Source organism: Streptomyces sp. NPDC047002, from assembly GCF_040704505.1.
Taxonomy (GTDB): Bacteria; Actinomycetota; Actinomycetes; order Streptomycetales; family Streptomycetaceae; genus Streptomyces.
The window spans coordinates 1-22,380 of sequence record NZ_JBEYWC010000047.1; the positions used below are offsets into that span (position 1 = coordinate 1).

19 protein-coding genes and 2 pseudogenes are annotated in these 22,380 nt (G+C 72.1%); 11 read left to right on the forward strand and 10 right to left on the reverse strand.

The genetic code is table 11. The features are described from left to right. Positions 1–1,404, forward strand: a pseudogene (locus AB0910_RS29540) (hypothetical protein); the annotation flags it as partial. Beyond that, positions 1,401–2,408, forward strand: a complete 1,008-nt coding sequence (locus AB0910_RS29545) for a hypothetical protein (RefSeq protein ID WP_366747724.1) — start codon at positions 1,401–1,403, stop codon at positions 2,406–2,408. The pseudogene AB0910_RS29540 and the gene AB0910_RS29545, both read left to right, overlap by 4 nt. 66 nt (positions 2,409–2,474) lie before the next feature. Here the strand turns inward: AB0910_RS29545 and AB0910_RS29550 are convergent, their stop codons facing one another. Beyond that, positions 2,475–3,482: a 1-aminocyclopropane-1-carboxylate deaminase gene (locus AB0910_RS29550; protein ID WP_366747725.1), complete on the reverse strand. Its 1,008-nt coding sequence runs from the start codon at positions 3,480–3,482 to the stop codon at positions 2,475–2,477. 123 nt (positions 3,483–3,605) lie between these two features. Next, entirely contained in the window at positions 3,606–4,319 is a 714-nt protein-coding gene (locus tag AB0910_RS29555; RefSeq protein ID WP_366747726.1) for a GntR family transcriptional regulator, read from the reverse strand. 654 nt (positions 4,320–4,973) lie between these two features. Here AB0910_RS29555 and AB0910_RS29560 point away from each other — a divergent pair. After that, entirely contained in the window at positions 4,974–5,498 is a 525-nt protein-coding gene (locus AB0910_RS29560; RefSeq protein WP_366747727.1) for a hypothetical protein, read from the forward strand. Between the two features lie 49 nt (positions 5,499–5,547). Here AB0910_RS29560 and AB0910_RS29565 read toward each other — a convergent pair whose 3' ends face one another. The 5 genes from AB0910_RS29565 to AB0910_RS29585 all read right to left on the reverse strand — a co-directional run bounded on the left by AB0910_RS29565 (position 5,548) and on the right by AB0910_RS29585 (position 8,595). Beyond that, the gene (locus tag AB0910_RS29565; RefSeq protein ID WP_366747728.1) at positions 5,548–5,976 is read right to left on the reverse strand and encodes a hypothetical protein; all 429 of its coding nucleotides are present in this window, start codon (positions 5,974–5,976) and stop codon (positions 5,548–5,550) included. 315 nt (positions 5,977–6,291) lie between these two features. Beyond that, positions 6,292–7,149: a helix-turn-helix transcriptional regulator gene (locus AB0910_RS29570; protein WP_366747729.1), complete on the reverse strand. Its 858-nt coding sequence runs from the start codon at positions 7,147–7,149 to the stop codon at positions 6,292–6,294. A 123-nt stretch (positions 7,150–7,272) separates the two neighbouring features. Then, positions 7,273–7,488, reverse strand: coding sequence for a DUF397 domain-containing protein (locus AB0910_RS29575; protein ID WP_366747730.1), 216 nt, complete (start codon positions 7,486–7,488; stop codon positions 7,273–7,275). A 27-nt stretch (positions 7,489–7,515) separates the two neighbouring features. Next, positions 7,516–7,728, reverse strand: a complete 213-nt coding sequence (locus AB0910_RS29580) for a DUF397 domain-containing protein (protein WP_366747731.1) — start codon at positions 7,726–7,728, stop codon at positions 7,516–7,518. A gap of 12 nt (positions 7,729–7,740) precedes the next feature. Further along, positions 7,741–8,595, reverse strand: a complete 855-nt coding sequence (locus AB0910_RS29585) for a helix-turn-helix transcriptional regulator (protein ID WP_366747732.1) — start codon at positions 8,593–8,595, stop codon at positions 7,741–7,743. Between the two features lie 173 nt (positions 8,596–8,768). Here AB0910_RS29585 and AB0910_RS29590 point away from each other — a divergent pair, with 173 nt between their 5' ends. Beyond that, positions 8,769–9,101 carry a hypothetical protein gene (locus AB0910_RS29590; RefSeq protein ID WP_366747733.1) on the forward strand — a complete coding sequence of 111 codons (333 nt, stop codon included), beginning with the start codon at positions 8,769–8,771 and terminating at the stop codon, positions 9,099–9,101. Positions 9,102–9,105: 4 nt separating this feature from the next. Here AB0910_RS29590 and AB0910_RS29595 read toward each other — a convergent pair whose 3' ends face one another. Next, positions 9,106–10,869 (reverse strand): MFS transporter, encoded by a 1,764-nt coding sequence (locus tag AB0910_RS29595; RefSeq protein WP_366747734.1) that lies wholly within the window; start codon positions 10,867–10,869, stop codon positions 9,106–9,108. Positions 10,870–11,219: 350 nt separating this feature from the next. On the opposite strand from AB0910_RS29595, the gene AB0910_RS29600 reads away from it, so the two are divergent. The 4 genes from AB0910_RS29600 (at position 11,220) to AB0910_RS29615 (ending at position 15,459) form a co-directional block, all read left to right on the forward strand. Further along, a complete protein-coding gene (locus tag AB0910_RS29600) occupies positions 11,220–11,879 on the forward strand; it encodes a helix-turn-helix domain-containing protein (protein ID WP_366747735.1) in 660 nt (219 codons plus the stop codon). Positions 11,880–12,047: 168 nt separating this feature from the next. Then, positions 12,048–13,970: a S9 family peptidase gene (locus tag AB0910_RS29605; protein ID WP_366747736.1), complete on the forward strand. Its 1,923-nt coding sequence runs from the start codon at positions 12,048–12,050 to the stop codon at positions 13,968–13,970. Between the two features lie 71 nt (positions 13,971–14,041). Next, complete coding sequence (locus AB0910_RS29610) at positions 14,042–14,719, forward strand: DUF3159 domain-containing protein (RefSeq protein WP_366747737.1); 678 nt, start codon at positions 14,042–14,044, stop codon at positions 14,717–14,719. 86 nt (positions 14,720–14,805) lie between these two features. Then, a complete protein-coding gene (locus AB0910_RS29615; RefSeq protein WP_366747738.1) occupies positions 14,806–15,459 on the forward strand; it encodes a GPP34 family phosphoprotein in 654 nt (217 codons plus the stop codon). A gap of 183 nt (positions 15,460–15,642) precedes the next feature. Here the strand turns inward: AB0910_RS29615 and AB0910_RS29620 are convergent, their stop codons facing one another. Next, positions 15,643–16,476: an oxidoreductase gene (locus AB0910_RS29620; protein WP_366747739.1), complete on the reverse strand. Its 834-nt coding sequence runs from the start codon at positions 16,474–16,476 to the stop codon at positions 15,643–15,645. Positions 16,477–16,541: 65 nt separating this feature from the next. Next, entirely contained in the window at positions 16,542–17,318 is a 777-nt protein-coding gene (locus AB0910_RS29625) for an SDR family oxidoreductase (protein WP_366747740.1), read from the reverse strand. 343 nt (positions 17,319–17,661) lie between these two features. On the opposite strand from AB0910_RS29625, the pseudogene AB0910_RS29630 reads away from it, so the two are divergent. The 3 genes and pseudogenes from AB0910_RS29630 to AB0910_RS29640 all read left to right on the forward strand — a co-directional run. Beyond that, positions 17,662–18,357 (forward strand): annotated as a pseudogene (locus AB0910_RS29630) (MFS transporter); the annotation flags it as partial. 520 nt (positions 18,358–18,877) lie between these two features. Beyond that, positions 18,878–19,666 carry an ABC transporter ATP-binding protein gene (locus AB0910_RS29635; protein ID WP_366747741.1) on the forward strand — a complete coding sequence of 263 codons (789 nt, stop codon included), beginning with the start codon at positions 18,878–18,880 and terminating at the stop codon, positions 19,664–19,666. After that, a complete protein-coding gene (locus AB0910_RS29640; RefSeq protein ID WP_366747742.1) occupies positions 19,663–22,257 on the forward strand; it encodes an FtsX-like permease family protein in 2,595 nt (864 codons plus the stop codon). Before AB0910_RS29635 ends, AB0910_RS29640 begins: the two co-directional genes overlap by 4 nt. Positions 22,258–22,380 lie beyond the last annotated feature (123 nt).

Genomic DNA, 22,380 nt, shown 5'->3' on the forward strand with positions numbered 1-22,380 from the left:
TATGTCGGCAAGGCGGGCAGGTTCACCGTGGTCAAGGTCGCCGACGTCTTCAAGGGCCTCAGGGGCGCCGGCGGGCGGATCACCCTGCCCGCCGGTTCGGTGGCCCTGCCGGACGGCACGGTCAAAATCCCCATCGACACCCCCACCCACCTCCCCGACACCGCCGTCCGCCTCCCCGCATCCGCGGGTGCGCCGATCCATCTCCCGGACGCCGGGGGCGGCAGGTCGGCGGTCCTCGACCCCGAAACCGGCAGGCTCTACGGCCCCGACGGCCACGAGCTGCCCGCCCCCAAGGAACCCACCGCGGCCGAACGCGCCGACGGCGCCCAGATCACACCCCCCGACACCCCCACCCCCGAACCCGCCCTCACTGGCGCACCCCACACCACGCACGCCCCGGGCGGCACGGCCGACCACCTCCCCCAAGGCACCCACACCCCGCCCCACACCCCCACCGCAGCCCACACCCCACCCACCCGCGGCCACCAACCGCCGGCAGACCACACCCCCACAGACCACACCCCCACCGGCGGGCACCCAGGCGGCGCCACCGGACCGCACGACCACCACAGCCCTCCCGCTCGCGAAAGCGGCAGTGGCGCGGAGCACCACGGAACCTCAAGCCATGGGCACGGCAGCGGACACCAGGAGTCTGGGGCTTCTCACGAGGCGGCACCCACGACGTCGGCCGGTCACGAACCGCCCCGAACAGGCCACGAGGGGGCGGAGATCCCCGGCGAAGGGCGCCCTCTCCTCGTCGGTAGTGAGACGGAGACTCGCCTGCGCGACGCCGTCAAGCACATCCCCGGGAATCTCAGGCCCAAGCAGAAGGCCATTGACGTGGCGATCGAGAGACTCTCCCACGATCCGCGAGGCCGGCAGGTCGCCGATATCATCGCGTCCGGGCGTTTCAACGGAAGTGATCGGTGGGGGCAGTTGGTTTCAAGCCTCGGATCGGGAATCCAAGGGCATTACGTACCGGCGACCGACCAGATCATCTTTGCGGACGAGCTGCACAAGAGCGGGATACCCGCGGATCAGATCTCGTTCGAGCAGAGCTCACCCAGTGGCGCCGACGTCGATGTGCATGTTCGGGATGAGAGCGGGACGTACGCCTACCAGATGAAGCATTTGAACAACCCCAAGGAGCCCTTCAACGAAATCACCCGCGCCAAGTACCTGAGGCAGATCAGACTTGCCGACGCAGACCACCGCATCATGCTCGTGGACGGTCAGGGGACCGTAGCCGACTGGCAAGAACGCGGGATTCCCGATGAACTCATGGACATCCACAACGGCGGATCGAACGGGAAGGGGACCGGGGTTACTTTTGTGGTGCGCCTGGACGACGGCACCATCGTCATCCCGCCCGGAAGCAGAACGGACCCCAAGGGCATACTGTGATCACATCAACACCTGTCGGCGAGTGGTCGTGGGATCTCGCGTTGAGCCCGCGCACGGAGAATGCTCAGTCGCTGGCGCTCGGAGTCGTCAAAAACGCCGTCGACACGCTTCGCGCGTGCGGACTGGTTCACGGCGGTGGGCATCTCGACTGGTCGCTCTATCGCAATGGGGCGGATCTGCGGCTCTTGGACCGGGGTGAATGCCCGCTGCTCTCCCTGCCCGAGGGCGCTGGGGCGGTACTGACTCCGAAGGCGCTGGAAGACGTCCCGGAGGGGCTTCTGGCCAACGTCACCGCGTCCTGCCCCGGCCCCTGCTGCGACAGTGGTGATCGTCAGGCGGAAAAGGTCTTCACCGTGGACGCGGGGGTGTGGACGGGTGGGACCGCGGTCTTGACCGTGGCCACCTATACGGACGTCTGGCTCACTCTTGACCTGCTCAAGAACCGTCAGCCGCTCGTGCACGCCACGCACGCCCCGCGTCTCGCGGCAGGACTTCGGGCTCTGTCCGCACGGCTCGGTGCCCCGCTGTATCCCGGTGACCCCACCCCACACGCCGCGCCCGACGAAACGGGCTTCGAGGACCAGCCGGACGACGACAAGTACCCGGATTCCTGGACTGCCTTCGAGATTCCTGTGCGCACCACGGCCCTGCGAGAGAAGCTCCCGGTCCGCGGTGACGACTACGAGAACGAGACGCGTCATCCGGTGCGGTTCTCGGAGGTCCACGACGACGACGGCTGCACACTCGGCTATCTGTGGGTGTCGCTCGGCGACGATGCCGCCGGTTACGAGCCGCGCAATGCCGCGGGCGACCGGGCACTCCAGGTGGCCGTGCCCTGGCTGCTGCGCCTGCGGGAAGCCAGGACGGCCGGTCTGAGTCCGATGTCCGCGATCGCACGGCTCCGGCACCTGCCGAGGGAGCCGGAGACGCAGACGGTGCTGTCCGACACCACCGGCGAGGCCGCCACGCTGGAGGAGCTGCAAGCCCGGTCGGGCCGCTGCTGAGCGGCCGGCACCGCCCGACCGCGCCGCAGGGACGCCGTAGCGCGAAGTTCTTTGCGGGCGCGGGGTTCAGTGGAAGGCGCCGGTGTAGGCGTTGAGGGCGGGTTGGCCGCCCAGGTGGGCGTAGAGGACGGTGGAGTCCTTGGGGATGGTGCCGTCGCGTACGAGGTCGATCAGGGCTGCCATGGACTTGCCCTCGTAGACGGGGTCGAGGATGACGCCTTCGAGGCGGCCGGTGAGGCGGATGGCGTCGAGGGTGGAGGGGGCGGGGATGCCGTAGGCGTCGCCCGCCCAGTCCGGCAGGAGGGTGATCTCGTCGTCGGCCAGGTCCCGTTCGAGGCCGATGAGTCCGGCGGTGGCGCGGGCGATCCTGGCGACCTGGGCGCGGGTCTCGGCCGCCTTGGCGGAGGCGTCGATGCCGAGGACGCGGCGCGGGCGGTCCTGGCCCGCGAAGCCCGCGATCATGCCTGCTTGGGTGCTGCCGGTGACACTGCACACCACGATCGTGTCGAAGAAGACGCCCAACACGCTTTCCTGCTGCCGTACTTCCTCGGCCCAGTTGGCGAAGCCGAGGCCGCCGAGCGGGTGGTCGGAGGCGCCGGCGGGGATCGCGTACGGGGTGCCGCCCGCGGCCCGTACGTCGTCGAGGGCGCGGTGCCAGCTGTCCTTCTCGCCGATGCCGAACCCGGCGTCGACGAGCCGTACGTCCGCGCCCATCAGGCGGGACAGCAGGATGTTGCCGACGCGGTCGTTGACCGAGTCGGGCCAGTCGACCCAACTCTCCTGCACGAGCACGGCCTTGAGGCCGAGGTGCGCGGCGACCGCGGCGACCTGCCGGGTGTGGTTGGACTGCACGCCGCCGATGGTGACGAGGGTGTCGGCGCCCTGCCGCAGCGCCTCGGGGACCAGGTACTCCAGCTTCCGCGTCTTGTTGCCGCCGAACGCGAGGCCCGCGTTGCAGTCCTCCCGCTTGGCCCAGACGCGGGCGCCGCCGAGGTGGTCGCTGAGCCGGTCGAGGGGGTGTACGGGGCTCGGGCCGAAGAGGAGGGGGTGGCGCGGGAAGTCGCTGAGGGGCATGGGTGCTCCTTTGCCGGGGCGTGGGCGGGACGCGGGTGGAGTGGGCGGGACGCGGGTGGAGTGGGCGGGACGCGGGTGGAGTGCGGGTGGGCCCCCGGTGGGGTGCGGGCGCGTCCGCGGCGGTCAGTCCGGGGGCGCAGAATCGTCCGCGGAGGATGCGGACGCGGGGTCGTCGCGGGCGGGCGCGGTGTCGAGGAGCGGCAGCAGGGTCCCCCAGTTGGCGCGGGTCGCGGCCACGGCGCCCTCCACGTCGCCCGCGGCGCACAGGTCGACGATGCGGTCGTGCTGGGCGACCGAGGCGCGACCGCTCAGCGAGGAGAAGCGCAGGCGCTCCACGCGGCGCAGCACGGGGGTGAACTGTTCGAGGACGGTGCGGACCGCTTCGTTGGCCGAGGCGACCACGGCGACCTGGTGGAAGTCGTCGTCGGCGGCGAGCGCCGCCTCGGCGTCGGCCCGGCGCAGCGCGGCGGCGAACCGGGCGTTGGCCCGGCGCATGGTGTCGAGTTCGGCCGCGGACAGGCGCGGCACGGCCTCGCGTACGGCGAGTTCGTGCAGGGCGGCCGTGACCGACTGGGCGCCGCGCGCGGCCCGTTCGTCGAGGGGGCTGACGATGGTGTGCCGCCCGGGTTTCGTCCGTACGAGCCCGGCCTGTTCGAGCCGCGCGAGCGCCTCCCTGACGGGGGTGCGGCTGACGCCCAACCACGCGACGAGATCGGTGTCGTTGAGCCGCTCGCCGGGTGCGAGGGTGCCCGCGACGATGGCGTCCCTGAGCGCCGCGTAGGCGCGGTCGCGGAGGAGTGATCGGGAGACGAGCCCTCGGCCCTGCGGTACCGGCATGTAATATATTGCATGCCGCGCCGAGGGGCGCTGTCAATGGGGGCGTCGGCGCGGGCGCCCCCGGCTCGCAGTCGGGGCCGGCGCCCGACACTCGCCGCGAACCGCGCAGGTGCGATCAAGCGGCGTTCCCCGGTGTATTTCCGCCCTCATCGGCTCCACGGACACGGCCGATTTACCTGAGCCGATTCACGTAACGCACTGTACTTCCGGATGCCGCGGATCGGTAATGCGCCGTCGATGAAATGCTTTCTGGTCGGCTGCGACGTCTGTGCGGAGTTCCGCGCCCAGCGGTGAGTTGGTGCTGCTTCCGGTGCGGGCACCTGCGCGCGGGTGCCGTCCGGCCGCGAAAAAGAACAACCGTTATTCGAACACGGCGTGAAGGCCGGCGAGGGGTGGAGGGCGTCTGTGCCGCTCCTCGCGGGACCGCGGCCCGGGCGCGATCTGATCCATCGCGCCCGAGCGGCAGCTCCTGCACGCCGCAGCACCCGCATACAGCTGCCGTGATGCGTCCCACTCCAGAGGTCGGCATCCCGGCACAGGCGTGGCCACAGCGGTTTCGATTTTACCATGCCGCCGCTTATGGCCATTGCCGCTCTCTTCGCACGCAGGCGGGTCCGAGAGGCCCGCGCAAAACAGCGGAAAGGCTTAGGTGACATGCCGCCTATCACGGTCATATTTGTGGTGTCCGGCCTTGCGGTCTGGCTCAACGGGCTCGCATTCCTCGGAGTGGGCGCCAAGAAAGCGGAAGGGACGCCTGACCCCCTCGTCTCGGTCGGGTGGGTGACGCTGGTCGCGGGCGTCGTCGACTTCGCCGAGGCCGTGTACCTCCTCGCGGCCGTCCCCCCGGCCACCGGGATACCGCTCGCCGGTCTCGTCGTGTTCTACGCGACGTTCTTCACGACGCTCGGCCTCACCCTGGTCAAGGGCCTCGACCTCAGGCCCGTGGGGAACCTCGCGGTCGCGGTGGCCCTGGTGCCGCTGTTCTGGTGGTCGTTCTTCGACGGCACCTGGATGTTCCAGTCGATCCTGGCGGTGTGGGCGGTGGCCTTCCTGAGCGTGGCCGCCACCACGTACGGCAGGCTCCCCGGGCGGGTCCTCGGCGGGGTGCTCACCGTCACCGCGCTCTACACCTTCCTGACCCCCGCGGTCCTGCTCGCCCTGGGCCACGCCATCCCCTGACCCGTGGGCCGCGGCGGTCCCCGGCCGTGTCCGGGAACCGCCGCGGCACTCAACTCCCCTGGCGGGCCCTGCCCCTTCGGCGCGCCGCCCGCACGTCGTCGAGCCAGCGGCGCAGGGCCGCCCTCCCGCCCCACAGCGCGCCGAGCGGCGGGAGACCGCCCCAGCAGATCAGGACGAGCGGGGTCACCAACTCGCCGCCGCCTGTGGCGGAATAGGCATGCCCGGACCTGCGGCGCACGTCGATCGTGCGGCCCTCCTCGTCGCCGGAGGGCTTCACCACGGCGTCCGGATCGGTGGTGTGCCCGTCGCCCGAACGGTAGGTGCCCGAGCACACCCACGACGGCGAGTCGGAACTGCCCTCGTCGTGGCAGGAGGCGACCCGGATCGTGCCGGCGTCCCCGGCCCAGCCCGCCGCGTACACCAGCCGCTGCACCCCCAGTCCGAACAGCCCGAGGAACAGCAGGAGCACTGCGGTCACCCCTGCGGCCTTCCCCACCAGGCGCCGCAGGCCGGGCGGTTGTGCCCTGACCCGCCCCCGCGCCGTTGCCTGCCCGGGCCCCCGGTTCGCCTGCCCCTGCCCCTTCTTCTTCTGGCCCTGGCGCTGCGCCGGCCGTGCGGGCTTCGGGACGCGGGGGTCCGGTTTCGCGGTTCTCGCCATGTGACGCCTCCGTCGCCGGCCGCCGACCGGGCGGCCGGGAGGTGGGTCGGTGACCTCATCCTGATCGGGCCGCGTGGCCCTGGCAACTCCCCGCGCACGAGGGCCCCCGCGCGGCCGCGCCGCGCGCCGGCCCGCCTACAGCCGCGCGGCGATCCGCCGGATCAGCTCGCGCGACGCCGCCTCGTCCAGGCTGCGGGCCTCCAGGCGGTCGAGCACCGTGCGGTACCCGGCCAGGTGCGCGGGGCTGTCGAGGAGCATCGAGCCGTGCTCGGCGTCGAGTTGGACGGTGTCGAGCGCGGGGACCGCGCCGCTCAGATAGCAGATGCCGCCGCCCGCGCCGGGGGAGGTGCCGGTGCCGAACGGCAGGACGCGCACCGTGACGTTGTCCCGGGCGCCCATGTCCAGGAGGAACCGCAGCTGTTCGCGCGCGACGGCCGGGCCGCCGAGGTCCAGGCGCAGCGCGGTCTCGTGCACGATCGCCGTCAGCCGCGCGGAGGCGGCGCCGTACAGCACGGCCTGCCGCTTGATGCGGAACGAGACCCGGTGCTCGACCTCGTAGGGGGCGAGGGACGGCACCGCATCGCTGATCACCGCGTAGGCGTGTGCTCTCGTCTGGAGCAGCCCGGGTAAGTGGACGGCCGACGCGGTGCGCATCGCCGGGGCGTGGTGCTCCAGTTCCGCCAGGTCGAGCGCGTCGGGCGCGAGCAGGTCGCGGTACGCGTCCCACCAGCCGCGGGTGCGCCCGCCGGTCATCTCGGCCAGCGCCTCGACGTACGCCTCGTCCAGGCAGCCGTAGATGCGGGTCAGCGCGCGTACGCGCTCGGCGCTCACCCCGTACCTGCCGGACTCGATGCTGCTGATGCGGGGCTGGGAGGAGCCGTCGAGCGCCCCTGCCTGGCCCGCGGTCAGCCCGGCCGACCGGCGCAGCCTGCGGAGTTCCGAGCCGAGTCGGCGCTGCCGCACCGAGGCGGCGGGGAGTGTTCTTGAGGGCATGCGGCCCGGCCTCTCTCGCACGTAGATGTAGCTACTGCGCTACTGTTCCAGTAGGAGACTCTAGCGGGCTTCGCATACTGCCGGTGCGCCTACAGGGCTCGTACCGGTGTGTTCTGTACGGCGTCAGCCCTGAGCCGCGCCGTCGTCCACGAAGTGGTCGAACTCGCCCGCCTTGACGCCGAGGATGAAGGCGCGGAGTTTGGCGGGGGTGGTGGTGACGATGGTGGTGGGGTCGTCGCTCTCGCGGAGTTTGACGGTCCCGTCGGGCGCGGTGGCCAGGTAGATGCAGCTCGCGGCTTCGGCGCTGAAGCTGGACTTCTGCCAGTTGAGGTCCGGCATGGTGCTCCTCCTGAGCTGGGAGAGGTATCAGCCCCTGTGCGTGTCGTCCACGAAGTGGTCGAACTCGCCCGCCTTGACGCCGAGGATGAAGGCGCGGAGTTTGGCGGGGGTGGTGGTGACGATGGTGTCGGGCTCGTCGCTCTCGCGGAGTTTGACGGTGCCGTCGGGCGCGCTCGCCAGGTAGATGCAGCTGTTGGCTTCGGCGCTGTGGGTGGACTTCTGCCAGTCGAGGCCGGGCATGGACGCTCCGTTTCACAACTCTCTGCGGACCTGGTGGATCAGGTCGCGTGATTTCGCCGGAGTGAGACTACAAGCTTCCATGCTGTCCAGCACGATCCGGTATTTGGCCAGCTGGGGCCGGGTGTCCAGAAATGCCGGGCCATGATCCGTATCGAGCTGGACGGTATCCAGCTCGGGTACCCGTCCTGCCAGGTAGGTGACCCCGGCTCCGGAGCTGGGGTAACTGCCTCCACCGAAAGGGATGACGCGAATGGTGACATGCGGCATCTCGCTCACCTGGAGCAGGTGCTCCAACTGGGCGCGCGACGTTTCGGGGCCGCCGAACCCCATGCGCAGGCCGGTCTCGTGCAGGATCGCGGTCAGAGGCGCAGGGTTCTCCTGATAGAGGACCTCCTGCCGCTTGATGCGGAACGACACGCGGTGCTCGATCGCCGGTGGGTGAAAGGGTGGAACCGCGTCGGCAATGACGGCATGGGCGTGCGCACGGGTCTGGAGGAGCCCGGGAATGTGCGCCATGGTCGCGTAGCGGAAAGCTGCGGTGTGGTGCTCTGCCTCCGCGAGTTCGAGCGCGTCGGCGGGCAGCCGCTCCCGGTACTCGTCCCACCAGCCGCGCACGCGCCCGCCGGTCATCTCCGCCAGGGCCTCGATGTACGCCTCGTCCATGCAGCCGTAGTTGCGGGCCATGGCGCGCACGCGGTCGGCGCCCACCGCGTACCGGCCCGCCTCGATGCTGCTGAGCCGTGGCTGCGTCGAACCCTCCAGGGCTGCCGCCTCGGTGACGGAGAGGTCCGCGAGTTCGCGGAGTCTGCGCAGCTCGGCGCCGAGTCGTCTCTGCCGCATCGAGGGCGGCATCTTGTGCGGGCTCACGTTGGCTCCCCTTCACTCATCATGACGGCTGTCCACGATTCTATGGCATGCATCCCCTCATCGGGGTTAGCGTATCCCTGAGGCCGCTCCAACCGGCCCCGCCGAGAAGGCGGTTCTGCTTCGCCGTGCCCGGACGCGTCCGGCACCGCGCCTTTCTGGACCAGGGGAGATCCATGCCGAACGTACCGCCGCAGGAAACCGGCCAGGAGCCGTACGACTTCGAACGGGAGCTGCACGAACTCGTGTGCTGGAACGCACCGCGGGTGTTCGCCGTCGTCGCGACGTACGACGTCGGCGGGCCCGGCGAGGACGCCCGCGTGGTGGCGTGGGGGCTGGCCAGGCAGGGGCGGGCCGACGTCTTCGCGGTGGACAGCGCGCGGGCGTTCCGGCTCGCCTCCCCCGAGCGCGCGGTGCGCTACTTCCAGCCCGAGGAGGACCGCTGCGGCGTACGGCTGGTGTGGCTCGATGAGGACGGCGGCGACGCCTGGACCCTCACGGCCGCCTGAACCGTCAGCCGGCGTCGTCCTCCAGGAGGACGACCGTCCTGCGGGGCGCGACGAGGAGGAGGACCAGCAGGGAGAGCGCGGCGGCGCAGGCGGCGAAGAGGAAGACGTGGCCGGTGGCGGCGTCCACCGCGCGGCGCAGGTAGTCGGCGCCCGCCGCGGTCAGGCTCCCGGGGTTGTCGAGCGCCTGGGACACGGAGTTGAGGTCGTGGAGCCCGGGCGTCGGCGCGTGCGCGAGGCGTGAGGCGAGCACGCTGTTGGCGACCGCGCCGAACAGCGCGGCGCCGACGCTCTGCCCGATCTGGCGGCAGAAGAGTATGGACGCGGTCGCCGTGCCGCGCTCGGCCCAACTGACCGACGACTGCACGCTGATGATCTGCGGCAGCTGGAACAGGCCGAGCCCGGCGCCGAGCAGTAGCAGGACGAGCACCGGCTGCCAGGGCGCGCCGGGGAACGGCAGGAACGGGAACATCAGCAGCGCGGCGAGCGCCATCGACATCCCGATCACACCGCTGCCCTTGAACCCGACGCGGGTGTACACGCGGCTGGAGAGCGCGCCCGCGATCGGCCAGGCGAGGCTCATCGCCGACAGCACGAACCCGGCGGGGATCGGGCCGAGTCCGAGTACCGACTGCGCGTACGTGGGCACGAACACCGTCGGCGCGACCATCAGCAGGCCGAGCGCGCCGAGCGCGAGGTTGACCGCCACGATGGAGCGCCGGCGCCAGACCCAGCCGGGGATGATGGGCTCGGCGGCGCGCCGCTCCACGGCGATCGTCGCGGCGCCGAGCGCGGCGGCCGCGCCGAAGAAGCCGAGGCTCGGTCCCGACAGCCACGGCCAGGCCACGCCGCCCTGGACGAGCGCGGTGAGCAGCGCGCTGCCGGTGGCGAAGATCAGCACGGCGCCGGACCAGTCGATCCCGGCGAGGGCGCGGCCGGGGTGCGCGGTGCGCGTGGCCGAGGGTTCGTGCAGGTGGCGGGCGATGAGCACGAGCGCGACGACGCCGATCGGCAGGTTGACGAGGAAGATCCAGCGCCAGTCCACGTAACCGGCGAAGAGGCCGCCGACGGTGGGTCCCGCGACGGACGACGTCGCCCACACGGTGGACAGCTTCGCCTGGATCTTGGGCCGGTCCTTCAGCGCGTACACGTCGGCCGCGACGGTCTGCACGGTGCCGGTGAGCGCGCCGCCGCCGAGGCCCTGCACGATGCGGAACGCGATCAGCGACGGCATGTTCCACGCGGTCGCGCACAGCAGGGAGCCGACGACGAAGAGGGCGATGCCCGCGAGGAGCACCGGCTTGCGGCCGAAGGTGTCGGAGAGCTTGCCGTAGACGGGCAGTGTGACGGTGACGGCGAGCAGATAGCCGGAGAACAGCCAGGAGAAGAGGGGGAATCCGCCGAGGTCGCCGACGATCTGCGGGACCGCGGTGGAGACGATGGTGCTGTCGAGCGCGGCGAGCGCCGTCGACACCATGAGCGCGGCGACCAGCCAACCGCGGCCCTTGGGCGCCGGTACGGCTGCCGGTGCCGCCGCTGCGGTGTCCGCGGGCCGCCCGCCTCCTGCCTGCGCCCGCCCGCCTCCCGCCTGCGCCCGCCCGGCGCGCCGGGGGCCGCCCGGCAGTCGGGGCGGGTCCGTCCTTCCGGGTCTGTCCGGGGTGGCGGGACCTTCGAGGCCGCGGTGGCTGCCGGGGGTCGTGGCGCGGGCGCGGGTGCCGGCCGCCCGCCGGTCGTCGTCGGTCTCTTCGGCCGGGTCGGTCTCCCCGTTCACCGGTGGGCTTCCCTTCTCGTACGCGGCGGCCGCCGTGCGCGGTGCCGTGCCACCCGCCCGTACGGGGGGAACGGCACCGCCCGGTCGACAGACGTGCCCGTGCGGCGGGCGCGCCGGCCGCACGGGAGGCGCGGCGCCGTGGCGCCCGTACGGCGGTGGTGTCCGCCGCACAGCGTCTCATCCGCCGCCCACCAGCGGGAGTGCGCCCGCCGCCGGCGACGGCGGCCGCGCCCTTCGGCGTCTCTCTGACCGGCGTCTTTGTGACGGGTTCCGGCGCGGCCCTTCCGTTTCTTGTCACTAAGTGACATCCTGTCTTTCAGTGACAGGGTGGAGAGGGTGAGGAGCACGCCATGGAGGCGAAGCAGCGCGGCGCGGGGGGAATGAGCGAGCAGCGGCGGCTGCGGCTGCGGCTCGAAATCTCGCGGGAGGCGGCGCGGCTGTTCTGGGAGCAGGGGGTGGCCGCCACGAGCGGCGATCAGATCGCCGAGGCGGTCGGGCTCTCCACGCGCACCATCTGGCGCCACTTCCGCAGCAAGGAGGCGTGTGCCGAGCCCGTCGTCATGCAGGGGGTCGTCACCCTGATGCGGGCGCTGCGCGGCTGGCCGCGCGAGATCTCGCTGGAGGATCATCTTGCCGCCGAACTGGGCGGCCTCACCCGCGAGAACGCGCCGGTCGACTTCACCGACGAAATGCTCGCGATGAAGATGATCCGGCTCGCCGACACCGAACCCGCCCTGCGCACCGCGTGGTTGATGGCCTGCGACCAGACGGAGCACCAACTCTGCGCGATCATCGGCGAGCGTCTCGGGCGCCCGGACGACGACCTGGAGGTGCGGATGGCCGCGGCCGCGGCCGCCGCGGTCGTGCGGGTGCTCGACGAGCACATCGGCGCGGCCATCCTCGGCGGCGCCGACCTCACGGAGTTCGCCGACGCGAGATCCGTGGCCGACCGGGTGGCCCGCGCGATCCGCACGGCGACCGGCGGCCTCGTCGGCGACCCGGTCGCCTGAGGCGCCCGCGGCCCGCGGGCGCCCGCCCGGACAGCGGGCCCGCCGCGCCTGCGGCCCGCCCGGACCGCGGGCCCGCCGCGCCCGCGGCCCGCGCCGGCCGGGCCCGCCGTGCCCGCGGCCCGCGCCGCCGTATCCGTCCGTACACAGCACCAGCGAAGGGAAAGCCGCATGTCCGCCAGCGTGCCCGCCGGGGCCGACGCCGTTCCGTACCTCAGCGTCGAAGCGCTTTTCGGGTCGCCCGTGCGTGCCGGGGCCTCGATCTCGCCCGACGGCACGCGGATCGCCTGTCTCGCCCCGTGGCACGGGCGGTTGAACGTGTGGGTGGAGAGCCTCGACGACCCCGGGGACGCGCGCTGCGTCACCGCGGACGAGACGCGCAGTGTGCACACGTACCACTGGACCGACGACCCGGGCCTGCTGCTGTACGAGCAGGACACGGGCGGCGACGAGAACTGGCACGTTCACCGCGTCGACCTGGAGGACCCGGACGCCCCCGCCGTCGACCTCACGCCCTTCCCCGGCGCCCGCGTCATGGGGCTCGAACTGCCCGCCTCCCGGCCGGGCAAGGCGCTCCTGCACCTGAACCACCGCGACCCCGCCGAGTTCGACCTGTGCGAAGTGGACATCGCCACCGGGGCGTTGACGGTCCTCGCGCAGAACCCCGGGCAGGTGGCCGGGTGGTTGTACACGCCGGACGGCGAGCTGTACGCGCAGACCCAGACGGCCGAAGGCGACATCGAGCTGTCCCGGTGGAGCGCAGAAGGGCCGCGCAGGATCGCCGTCTTCCCCGGCGCCGACCACCCGCTCGGCGTCAGCCCCGCGCAGCTCACACCGGACGGCTCGGGCGTGTGGATCGGCACCAACCGGGGCACGGACAGGACCCGCCTCGCGCGGCTCGACCTGGCGAGCGGCGAGGAGACCGAGGTCGACAGCCACCCCGAACTCGACCTCGACACGCGCTCCACCGTCTTCCCGCAGCTGCCCTCGCCGCTCATCCGCCACCGCCGCACGGGGGAGCTGCTCGGCGTGCGCTACCTCGGCGAGCGGCAGGTGATCCGGCCCGTCGACCCGCACTTCGCCGAGGTGCTCGACGCGCTGGAGAGGCTGTCGGACGGCGACCTGGGCGCCGTGTCGTGCGACGAGAGCGGCCGGCGCTGGGTCGTGAGCTTCACCCATGACCGCGACCCCGGCGCCACCTACCTCTACGACCACACCACCGGGCGCGCCAGGCTGCTGTTCCGGCCGTACCCGCACCTGGACCCGAGGACCCTCGCCCCGATGCGTCCTGTGACGGTCACCGCGCGCGACGGGCTCGCGCTGCCCGCCTATCTGACCCTGCCGGTGGGCGTGGAGCCCGCAGGACTGCCGATGGTGCTGCTGGTGCACGGCGGGCCGTGGTCCCGCGACAGCTGGCGCTTCGACCCGCTCGCCCAACTGCTCGCCAACCGGGGCTACGCGGTGCTCCAGGTCAACTTCCGCGGCTCCACCGGCTACGGCAAGAAATTCCTCGCCGCAGGCATCGGCGAGCTCGCGGGCCGGATGCACGACGACCTCGTCGACGCCGTCGACTGGGCCGTGGCGCGCGGCTACGCGGACCGCGACCGCGTCGCCGTCTTCGGCGGCTCGTACGGCGGTTACGCGGCCCTGCTCGGCGCATCGCACACGCCGGGCGTCTTCGCCGCCGCCGTCGACTTCTACGGCGTCTCGAACCTGGTCACCTTCCTGCGGTCCGTGCCGGAGTTCGTGAAGCCGCAACTGGCCAACAACTGGTACCTGTACGCGGGCGACCCGGCCGATCCCGAGCAGGAGGCCGACCTGTGGGCGCGCTCGCCCCTCAGCCGCGTCGACGCCATCCGCACGCCGCTGCTCGTGGTGCAGGGCGCAGGCGACGTCCGCGTCGTCAAGGCCGAGTCCGACCAGCTCGTCGACGCGCTGCGGGCCCGCGGCGTCGAGGTCGAGTACCTGGTCAAGGACGACGAGGGGCACGGCCTCGTCAACCCCGAGAACGCCGTCGACGCCTACCGCGCCGCCGACCGCTTCCTCGCCCGCCACCTGGGCGGGCGCGCGGCCGACGACCCGGGCCGGCCTTGAACGGGCGCCCGGCGACCCGCACTTCGCACACCGTTCCCGTACGCGCACGTCTGACGACGAGGTGAACCCGCATGACGAACGAACCCGACCACACGCCCGCGCGCAAGGCCGGCCAGAAGCGGCCGAAGCAGACGCCGCTGGAACAGATGGGCGGCGTGACCGGACTCGTCCACACGGCGCTGCCCGTGCTGGCCTTCATCGTCGCCGACTCGGTCTTCGGCCTGACGGCCGCCGTCTGCACGGCCGTCGGGGTGGCCCTCGCCTCCTGCGTGCTGCGGCTGGTGCGCGGGCAGCCGCTCCAGCCCGCGTTCTCCGGCCTCTTCGGGGTCGCCGTCGCCGCGTTCGTCGCCTGGAAGACGGGCTCGGCCAAGGGCTTCTTCCTCACCGGCATCTGGAGCAGCCTGGTGCTCGGCGTGGTGTTCCTGCTCTCCGTCCTCGTACGCCGCCCGCTCGCGGGGATCGTGTGGGGTGCGCTCGACGGCAGTGGCACCGGCTGGTTGCAGGACAAGGCGTCCCGGCGCGCGTACGACATCGCCACGCTCGCGTTCGTCGGTGTCTTCGCGGCCCGGTTCGCCGTCTGGCAGTGGCTCTACGACGCGGACCGCGCGGGCTGGCTCGCGGCCGCCCGCATCGCGATGGGCTGGCCCCTCTTCGCCGCCGCGCTCCTCGTCGTGCTGTGGGCGGGCCGCCGCTCGGCGAAGCGGCTCAGGGCCCGGGCGCAGGAGCGCGGGCCCGCGGAACCGGCCTGACCCCGCGGGCCCGGCGGGCAGCCGCGGGAAAGCGGGGACGACCGCCCGCCGCCGGGAAACACTGCACGACGACCCGAGGAGAGACGATGAAACTCACCCTGCCCCAGCGCCTGTACCTGCTCTGCTACACCGTGGACAAGGAGAAGTTCCACCTCGTCGACATCCAGGGGCGCGGGCAGTTGCTGCGCGCCGGGGCGCTGACCGAGCTGGCGCTCGCGGAGCAGATCCGCGCCGAGGACGGCAAGGCGCTGCGGCTCCCGGAGGCGCGCCCGTGGGACGCCTTTCTCGCCGGCGTGTGGCAGGACGTGCCCGCGGACAAGCCCCACGGGTGGCTGTCCCTCGTGCACAACAAGGCCGCCGCCGCCGAGCGCCCCGTACGCGACCAGCTCGCGGAGGCGGGTTTGCTGACGGTCGAGTCCGGCGGCCGGTTCCGGCCGCACGGCACGGAGCGGATCACCGTCGAGGACCCGGAGGCGGTGCGCGCCCTCCAGGAGGGGGTGCGCGCCACCGTGCTCGGCGGCGGCGACCCGGCCACGGCCCCGATGGAGGAGGCGGCCATGGCCGTGCTCTCCGCCGAGGTGGAGGTGGGCAGCGTGCTCAGCGCGAAGGAGCGGCACGCGCATCGCGACGTCCGCGCCGCGCTCGCCGACCGCGTCGACACCGTCGTCCCCGGCCTCGCCAAGGCGCTGCGGGGCTCGTACCTCTCCAGCCGCTCCGTGGGCGGCGGCTACGGCGGCTGACCGCCGCCCCGTGTCGCTCTCTCCCCAGGGCGCGGCCCCGGGGTGGAGACCCCTCGCTGCTGCTTCGGCTGCGCGAATGCCGCATCCCCGGCTGAGTCGGGACCGTCGGAGTGCGCCGACTCCCGCCCGTACACCCGCGCTGTACGGGTCACCTCGGCGACGCAGGGGCCACCGCTGGTGGTCTCAGCGGAAGTCGGTGGACTCCGAGAGTGCACGCCACTCGGTGACGCTGCCGGTCAGCTCTCCCGCGCGCTGCTCGAACGCGTCGATCGCGTCGGTGCCCGCCGCGAACCGCGCGGGCGGGTCGGCGGCCGCCGCCAGGGCGACGACGACAGGGCCGAACCTCTCCGGGTCGCCCTGCTGGTGGTGGTTGCTCGCGTCCAGCGACTGGCGACGGGCCCGTGCGACCTCCCGGTAGTCGTCGATCTCGATGTCGCCGTGGCTGACGGACGACGCGTCGAGGAAGTCCGTGCGGAACATGCCCGGGTGCACGCACGTCGCCTTGATGCCGAACCCGGCGAGCTCGCGGCTCAGGGACTCCGACCAGCCCGCCACCGCGAACTTCGCCGCGCAGTAGACCGAGGAGCCGTCGATGCCGATGACCCCCGTCAGCGACGAGACCGTGATGACATGCCCGGAGCGCTGGGCCCGCATGAACGGGAGCACGGCGCGGGTCACGTTGAACGCGCCGAACACATTCGTCCGGAACTGCCGCTCGACGGCGGCCTCCGACAGCTCCTCGAAGGCGCCGAGCTGCCCGTAGCCGGCGTTGTTGACGAGGACGTCGATGCCGCCGAAGCGGTCGACGGCCGCCCGGACGGCCGCGGCGACGGACTCGCTGCCGGTCACGTCGAGCGCGACCGGCAGCACCCGGTCCTCGTTTCCCGCCAGCGCGTCGGCCGCCTGTTCCGGCCGCCGCGCGGCAGCGACGACACGGTCGCCCGCGGCGAGCGCGGCCCGGGCGACCTGCAGGCCGAGGCCGCGCCCCGCCCCGGTGACGAACCAGGTCTTCGGCATAAGAATCTCTCCAAGTGGTGGTGCCGCGGAAGGCGGCGGTCAGAAGGGTTGCGGGAGGGCCTGGGTCACAGGGCCTGCGCGGTCGGGAAGACGGTGATCTCGGACAGGTTGACGTGCCGGGGAAGTGCGGCCATGAATGCCACGGTCTCGGCGATGTCGGCGCCCTGGAGCACATCGATGTCGTTGAGCAGGGCGGCGATGTATCGGGAGGTGTCGGCGTTGCCCACATGATCGGGCAGTTCCGTGTCGACCATGCCGGGTTCTATGGTGGCGACGCGGACCATCTTCGGGCCGAGCTCGACGCGCAGGAGCCGGGTCAGCTGGCTGATGTACGCCTTGGTGCCGGAGTAGACCGACAGTCTCGGCAGGATGCGCGTGGCCGCTACCGAGGAGGTATTGATCAGGTCGGCCGGCTTGCCCTCGGCCGCGGAGTCGGTCAGATGCGGCAGGAAAGCGCCGATGACATTCATCAGACCGGAGATATTGAGATCGATCTGCCGCTGCCAGTCGTCGATCTTCAGCTCCTCGATTCCGGAGACGATCTGGACGCCGGCATTGTTGAACACGAGATCGCTCTTACCGAAGCGCTCGGCGACCCGGTCCGCGGCGACCTGCACGGCGGCGCGGTCGGTGACGTCGACCGCGATCGCCAGGGCCTTTCCCCCGGCCTCTTCGACACGTCTCACGACATCGTCGAGCCTCTCCTTGCGCCGGGCGAGCACGACCACCGAGGCGCCGAGTACGGCAAAGCGTTCCGCGGCGGCGGCCCCCATGCCGCTGGAGGCGCCGGAAAGCACGGCGACGCGGCCTGACAGGGGCGTCCCGGTGAGTAGTGGGGGCATGACGGTGAGCCCTTTCGATTCGAAGGCGTGGAGACGTCGATATGACGCGCATATCCGTCGGAGAATTCAGCGGATCGCGGCACTGGCCAAGTCTGCCACCGATCGGGCAAAGGAGGGTGGTACGGTCTTTGCCACCCACTTCCCCCGTCGAATTTCCGCCCTGCGCACGCGCCTTGCCCATTTCTGGCCGCAGCGGCTCGATACTCGCGAGACGGCAGTGGGACGGTGCAGGGTGGCACGGAAATTCATAGGATCCGGGACCATGGGTGCAGACGCGGCCTGGGTGTGTCGGCGGATCGCGCACAGACTGGTTCGCGCGCCGGAATTCTCTTTTCCCGAGCGCGACGCGCTGGTGCTCGACATGTCGATGGTCGGCGTCGCGCTGCCCGCGATCGGCGACGACCTCCACACGTCCACCGCCGGACTCCAGCGGATAGTCAGTGCCTACATTCTGGGCTTCGGGGGCTTCCTGCTTCTGGGCGGTCGCGCCGCCGACCTGCTCGGGCGTCGTCAGGTGTTCCTGATCGCCCTCGCGGTCCTCGCCGGGCTTGGGCTGCTGCCCAGGAGCAGCCGCGAGCGCGGCGGTGGCTATGACATCCCGGGTGCGGCTCTGGGGACCGGCTCGATGCTGCTGCTCGTCTTCACCGTCGTCGAGGCTCCCGAGGCGGGCTGGGCGTCGTCGCGCACCATCGCCTCCTTCGCGGCGATCGCCACCCTGCTGGCTGCCTTCGTCCTGGTCGAGCGGCGCTCGCGAGTGCCGCTCATGCGGTTCGCCGCTCTCCGCCCGGGAAGCCAACTGTGCGCGCAGCTCAGCGGAGTGGCCTGCATGGGCTCGTACATGAGCTTCCAGTTCCTCGCCACCCTCTACATGCAGTCGCTGCTTGGCTGGTCCCCGCTGGTCACGGCCCTCATGTTCCTGCCCGCAGGGCGCATCGTGGCCTCCGCCTCGTTCCGGATCGGCGCCGTGGTCGACCGGTTCGGCACCCAACGCCTGCTCGTTGTCGGCCTCGCCGCCATGGCCGCCGGGTACGGGCTGTTCACGATCCTGGCAGACGTGGACGCGAACCAGCCGCCGCGCTGATGAACCTCAGCGGTTGGCGAACCCCTGCCCCCACGGCACAAGCCGCCCCCGCCGCGGTGGAGCAGGCCGGCACCGCACCGTGAGGATCACCCGGGCCCGGCACCGGCCGCCAAGGTGCCGGGCTCGTGGGCGGTGTGCCACGTGCCGTTCTCCACCCCAGGTCTCAGCCCGGGGGTGGAGAACCCCTAGGGGCGTCTCCTTACTGCTGCCCGGGGGCTGTTCGTCCCGCCGGATGAGGTGGCGGCGGGGGTGTGTTCCTTAGCTTGTTCTTACGGACGCCGGGGCGGGGGCCCCAGCGGCGGGGGTGGGGAAAACCCGACCGCGGGACTGCGCTGCGCACCAGCGCGCCGGGGCCCCCGCACGCAGAAGACTGGCGGCGGCGTACGGGCCGCCGCCTCGCGTGCCGCACACGGTACGGCGGACGCCGGCGGGAACCGGCGCAACGGGCCATCGACGAGAGCGGCATAGGAGACACACCGTGACCACTGCTGTGAGCACACCCAGGCACGGGGGTACTGGAGGGCGTACGGCGGTCGCGGCGCGAGCGCGCCAGGTCGTCAAGGCGTACGGGGCGGGGGAGACCCGCGTCGTCGCGCTCGACCACGTCGACGTGGACATCGCGAAGGGGCAGTTCACCGCGATCATGGGCCCCTCGGGGTCCGGCAAGTCGACGCTGATGCACTGCCTCGCGGGCCTCGACACCGTGACGTCGGGGGAGATCTTCCTCGACGACACCGAGATCACCCGGCTCAAGGACAAGCGGCTGACGCAGCTGCGCAGGGACCGGATCGGCTTCATCTTCCAGGCGTTCAACCTGCTGCCGACGCTCAACGCGATCGAGAACATCACCCTGCCCATGGACATCGCGGGCCGCAGGCCAGAACCGCAGTGGCTGCGGCGCGTCGTGGAGACCGTCGGCCTCGGCGAGCGGCTGAAGCACCGGCCGACGCAGCTCTCCGGCGGTCAGCAGCAGCGCGTCGCCGTGGCGCGGGCCCTCGCCGCCCGACCGGAGATCATCTTCGGCGACGAGCCCACCGGCAACCTCGACTCCCGCGCGGGCGCCGAGGTGCTGGGCTTCCTGCGGACCTCCGTGGACGAACTGGGCCAGACCATCGTGATGGTGACCCACGACCCGGTCGCCGCCTCGTACGCGGACCGGGTGCTGTACCTCGCCGACGGCAGGATCGTCGACGAGATGTACCGGCCCACGGCCGACTCGGTGCTCGACCGGATGAAGCACTTCGAGGCCAGGGGGCGCACGTCATGACCCTCTTCAGAACCGCGCTGCGCAACTTCCTCGCGCACAAGGGGCGGATGGCGCTGTCCGCCGTCGCCGTGCTGCTCTCCGTGGCGTTCGTCTCCGGGACACTCGTCTTCACCGACACCATGAACACCACCTTCGACAAGATCTTCGCGGTGACCGCCTCCGACGTCACCGTCAGCGCGAAGGGTGCGGCGGACGGCGCAGACAACCCCGCGACCGGCAAGCCCGTCTCGCTGCCCGCCGCCACCCTGGCGCAGGTCGGCAGGGCGCGGGGCGTGCGCTCGGTCGAGGGCGGCGTCAGCAGCCAGAGCGTCACCCTCGTCGACGCGCGGGACAAGAACGTCGGCGCGACCAGCGGCGCCCCCACCATCGCGGGCAACTGGACCAGCACCGACACCCGGTCCATGGACATCACCTCCGGCCGCAGGCCCGCCCGCGCGGGCGAGTTGATGATCGACGCGGACACCGCGAAGAAGCACCACCTGCGCCTCGGCGACACACTGCGCGCCATCACGGCCAACGGCGACTTCGCCGGGCGCGTCACCGGCATCGCCACCTTCCGCGTCACCAACCCCGGCGCCTCCGTCGTCTACCTCGACACACGCTCCGCGCAGCGTGAACTCCTCGGCGCCACCGACCGGTTCACCAGCATCAACGTGACCGCGGCGGCCGGCGTGAGCGACACCGCCCTCAAGCGCGACGTGGCGCGCGCCCTCGACGGCGCCGGCCACACCGCGGCCGCGTACAAGCTCCAGACCAAGAAGGAGTCCGCCGACGCGAACAAGAAGGACATCGGCTCCTTCCTCGACGTCGTCAAGTACGCCATGCTCGGCTTCGCCGGGATCGCCTTCCTCGTCGGCATCTTCCTCATCGTCAACACCTTCTCGATGCTGGTGGCGCAGCGCACCCGCGAGATCGGGCTGATGCGGGCCCTCGGATCGAGCCGCAGGCAGGTCAACAGGTCCGTGCTGACGGAGGCCGTCCTGCTCGGCGTCGTCGGCTCGGTGGCCGGGGTCGCGGCGGGCGTCGGGCTCGCCGTCGTCCTGATGAAGGTCATGGGCGCGGCCGGGATGGACCTGTCCACGCAGGACCTGACGGTGACCTGGCGCACCCCGGCCGTCGGGCTGCTGCTCGGCATCGTCGTCACCGTCGTCGCCGCGTACGTGCCCGCACGGCGCGGCGGGAAGATCTCGCCGATGGCGGCGCTGCGGGACGCGGGCACTCCGGCGGACGGCCGCGCGGGCCGGGTGCGCGGCACCGTCGGCACCCTGCTGACACTCGCGGGCGGCCTCGCGCTGTACGCCTCGACGCAGGCCGCGCGCGCCGGGGAGGCGAGCCCCCTCCTCGGCCTCGGCATCGTGTGCACCCTCGTCGGGTTCGTCGTCGTCGGGCCGCTGCTCGCCGGCGCCCTCGTACGGCTGATCAGCGCCGTGGTCCTGCGCGTCTTCGGCCCGGTCGGCCGGCTCGCCGAGCGCAACGCCCTGCGCAACCCGCGGCGCACCGGCGCGACCGGCGCCGCCCTGATGATCGGCCTCGCGCTCGTCGCCTGCCTGTCCGTCGTGGGCTCCTCCATGGTGGCCTCGGCCACCGACCAGCTCGACCGGTCAGTCGGCGCGGACTTCATCGTCCAGTCCGGCACGGGCCAGCCGATCGTGCCGCAGGCCCAGGCCGCGATCGCCGGGACGCCAGGGCTCGACCACGTCACCCGCTACCGGGACGTCGAGGCGGCGGTCACCGCGCCCGACGGCTCCGTGTCCCGGCACGCGCCGCTGGTCGCGGCCGACCCCTCGTACGCGGCCGACCTGCGCCGCGACACCACCCAGGGCACGCTGACCGACGCGTACGGCACGAACGCCATGTCGGTCGGCGAGAAGTACGCGAAGGCCCACCACGTACGGGCGGGCGACACGCTCACCGTCGCCTTCGCCGGCGGCCGCACCGCGCACCTGCGGGTCGCCGCTGTCACCTCGGACGAGGGCGCCATCGACTCGGGCGTGATGTACACCAGCACCGCGACCGCACGGCGCTACCTGCCCGCCGACCGCCTGCCGGAGAGCCTGATGATGTTCGCCGCTGCCAGGGACGGCCAGGCGGGGCAGGCGTACACCGCGCTCAAGAAGTCCCTTGAGCCGTACCCCCAGTACACCGTCCAGGACAGGTCCGACTACAAGCAGTCGCTCAAGGACCAGATCGGCCGGCTCCTCGACCTGGTCTACGGCCTGCTGGCCCTGGCGATCGTGGTGGCCGTCCTCGGCGTCGTCAACACCCTGGCGCTCTCCGTCGTGGAACGCACCCGCGAGATCGGCCTGATGCGCGCCATCGGCCTCTCCCGCCGCCAGCTGCGCCGCATGATCCGCCTGGAGTCCGTGGTCATCGCCCTCTTCGGCGCCCTGATCGGCCTCGGGCTCGGCATGGGCTGGGGCACCGCGGCGCAGAAGCTCCTCGCCCTGGAGGGCCTGGACATCCTCAGCATCCCCTGGCCCACCATCGCGGGCGTCTTCGTGGCCTCGGCCTTCGTCGGCCTCCTCGCCGCCCTCTTCCCCGCCTTCCGCGCGGGCCGGATGAACGTGCTGGAGGCGATCGCCACGGAGTGAAGGCGGCGCGCCCGCACACCGCGCCCTCCGGGGCCCTGCCGGGGGGCAGGGCCCCGGAGCCGCGCCCCTGGCCGCCCGCTTCCCGGTGCCGCCCGGCCAGGCCCGGCAGGGCGTCGTACTCTG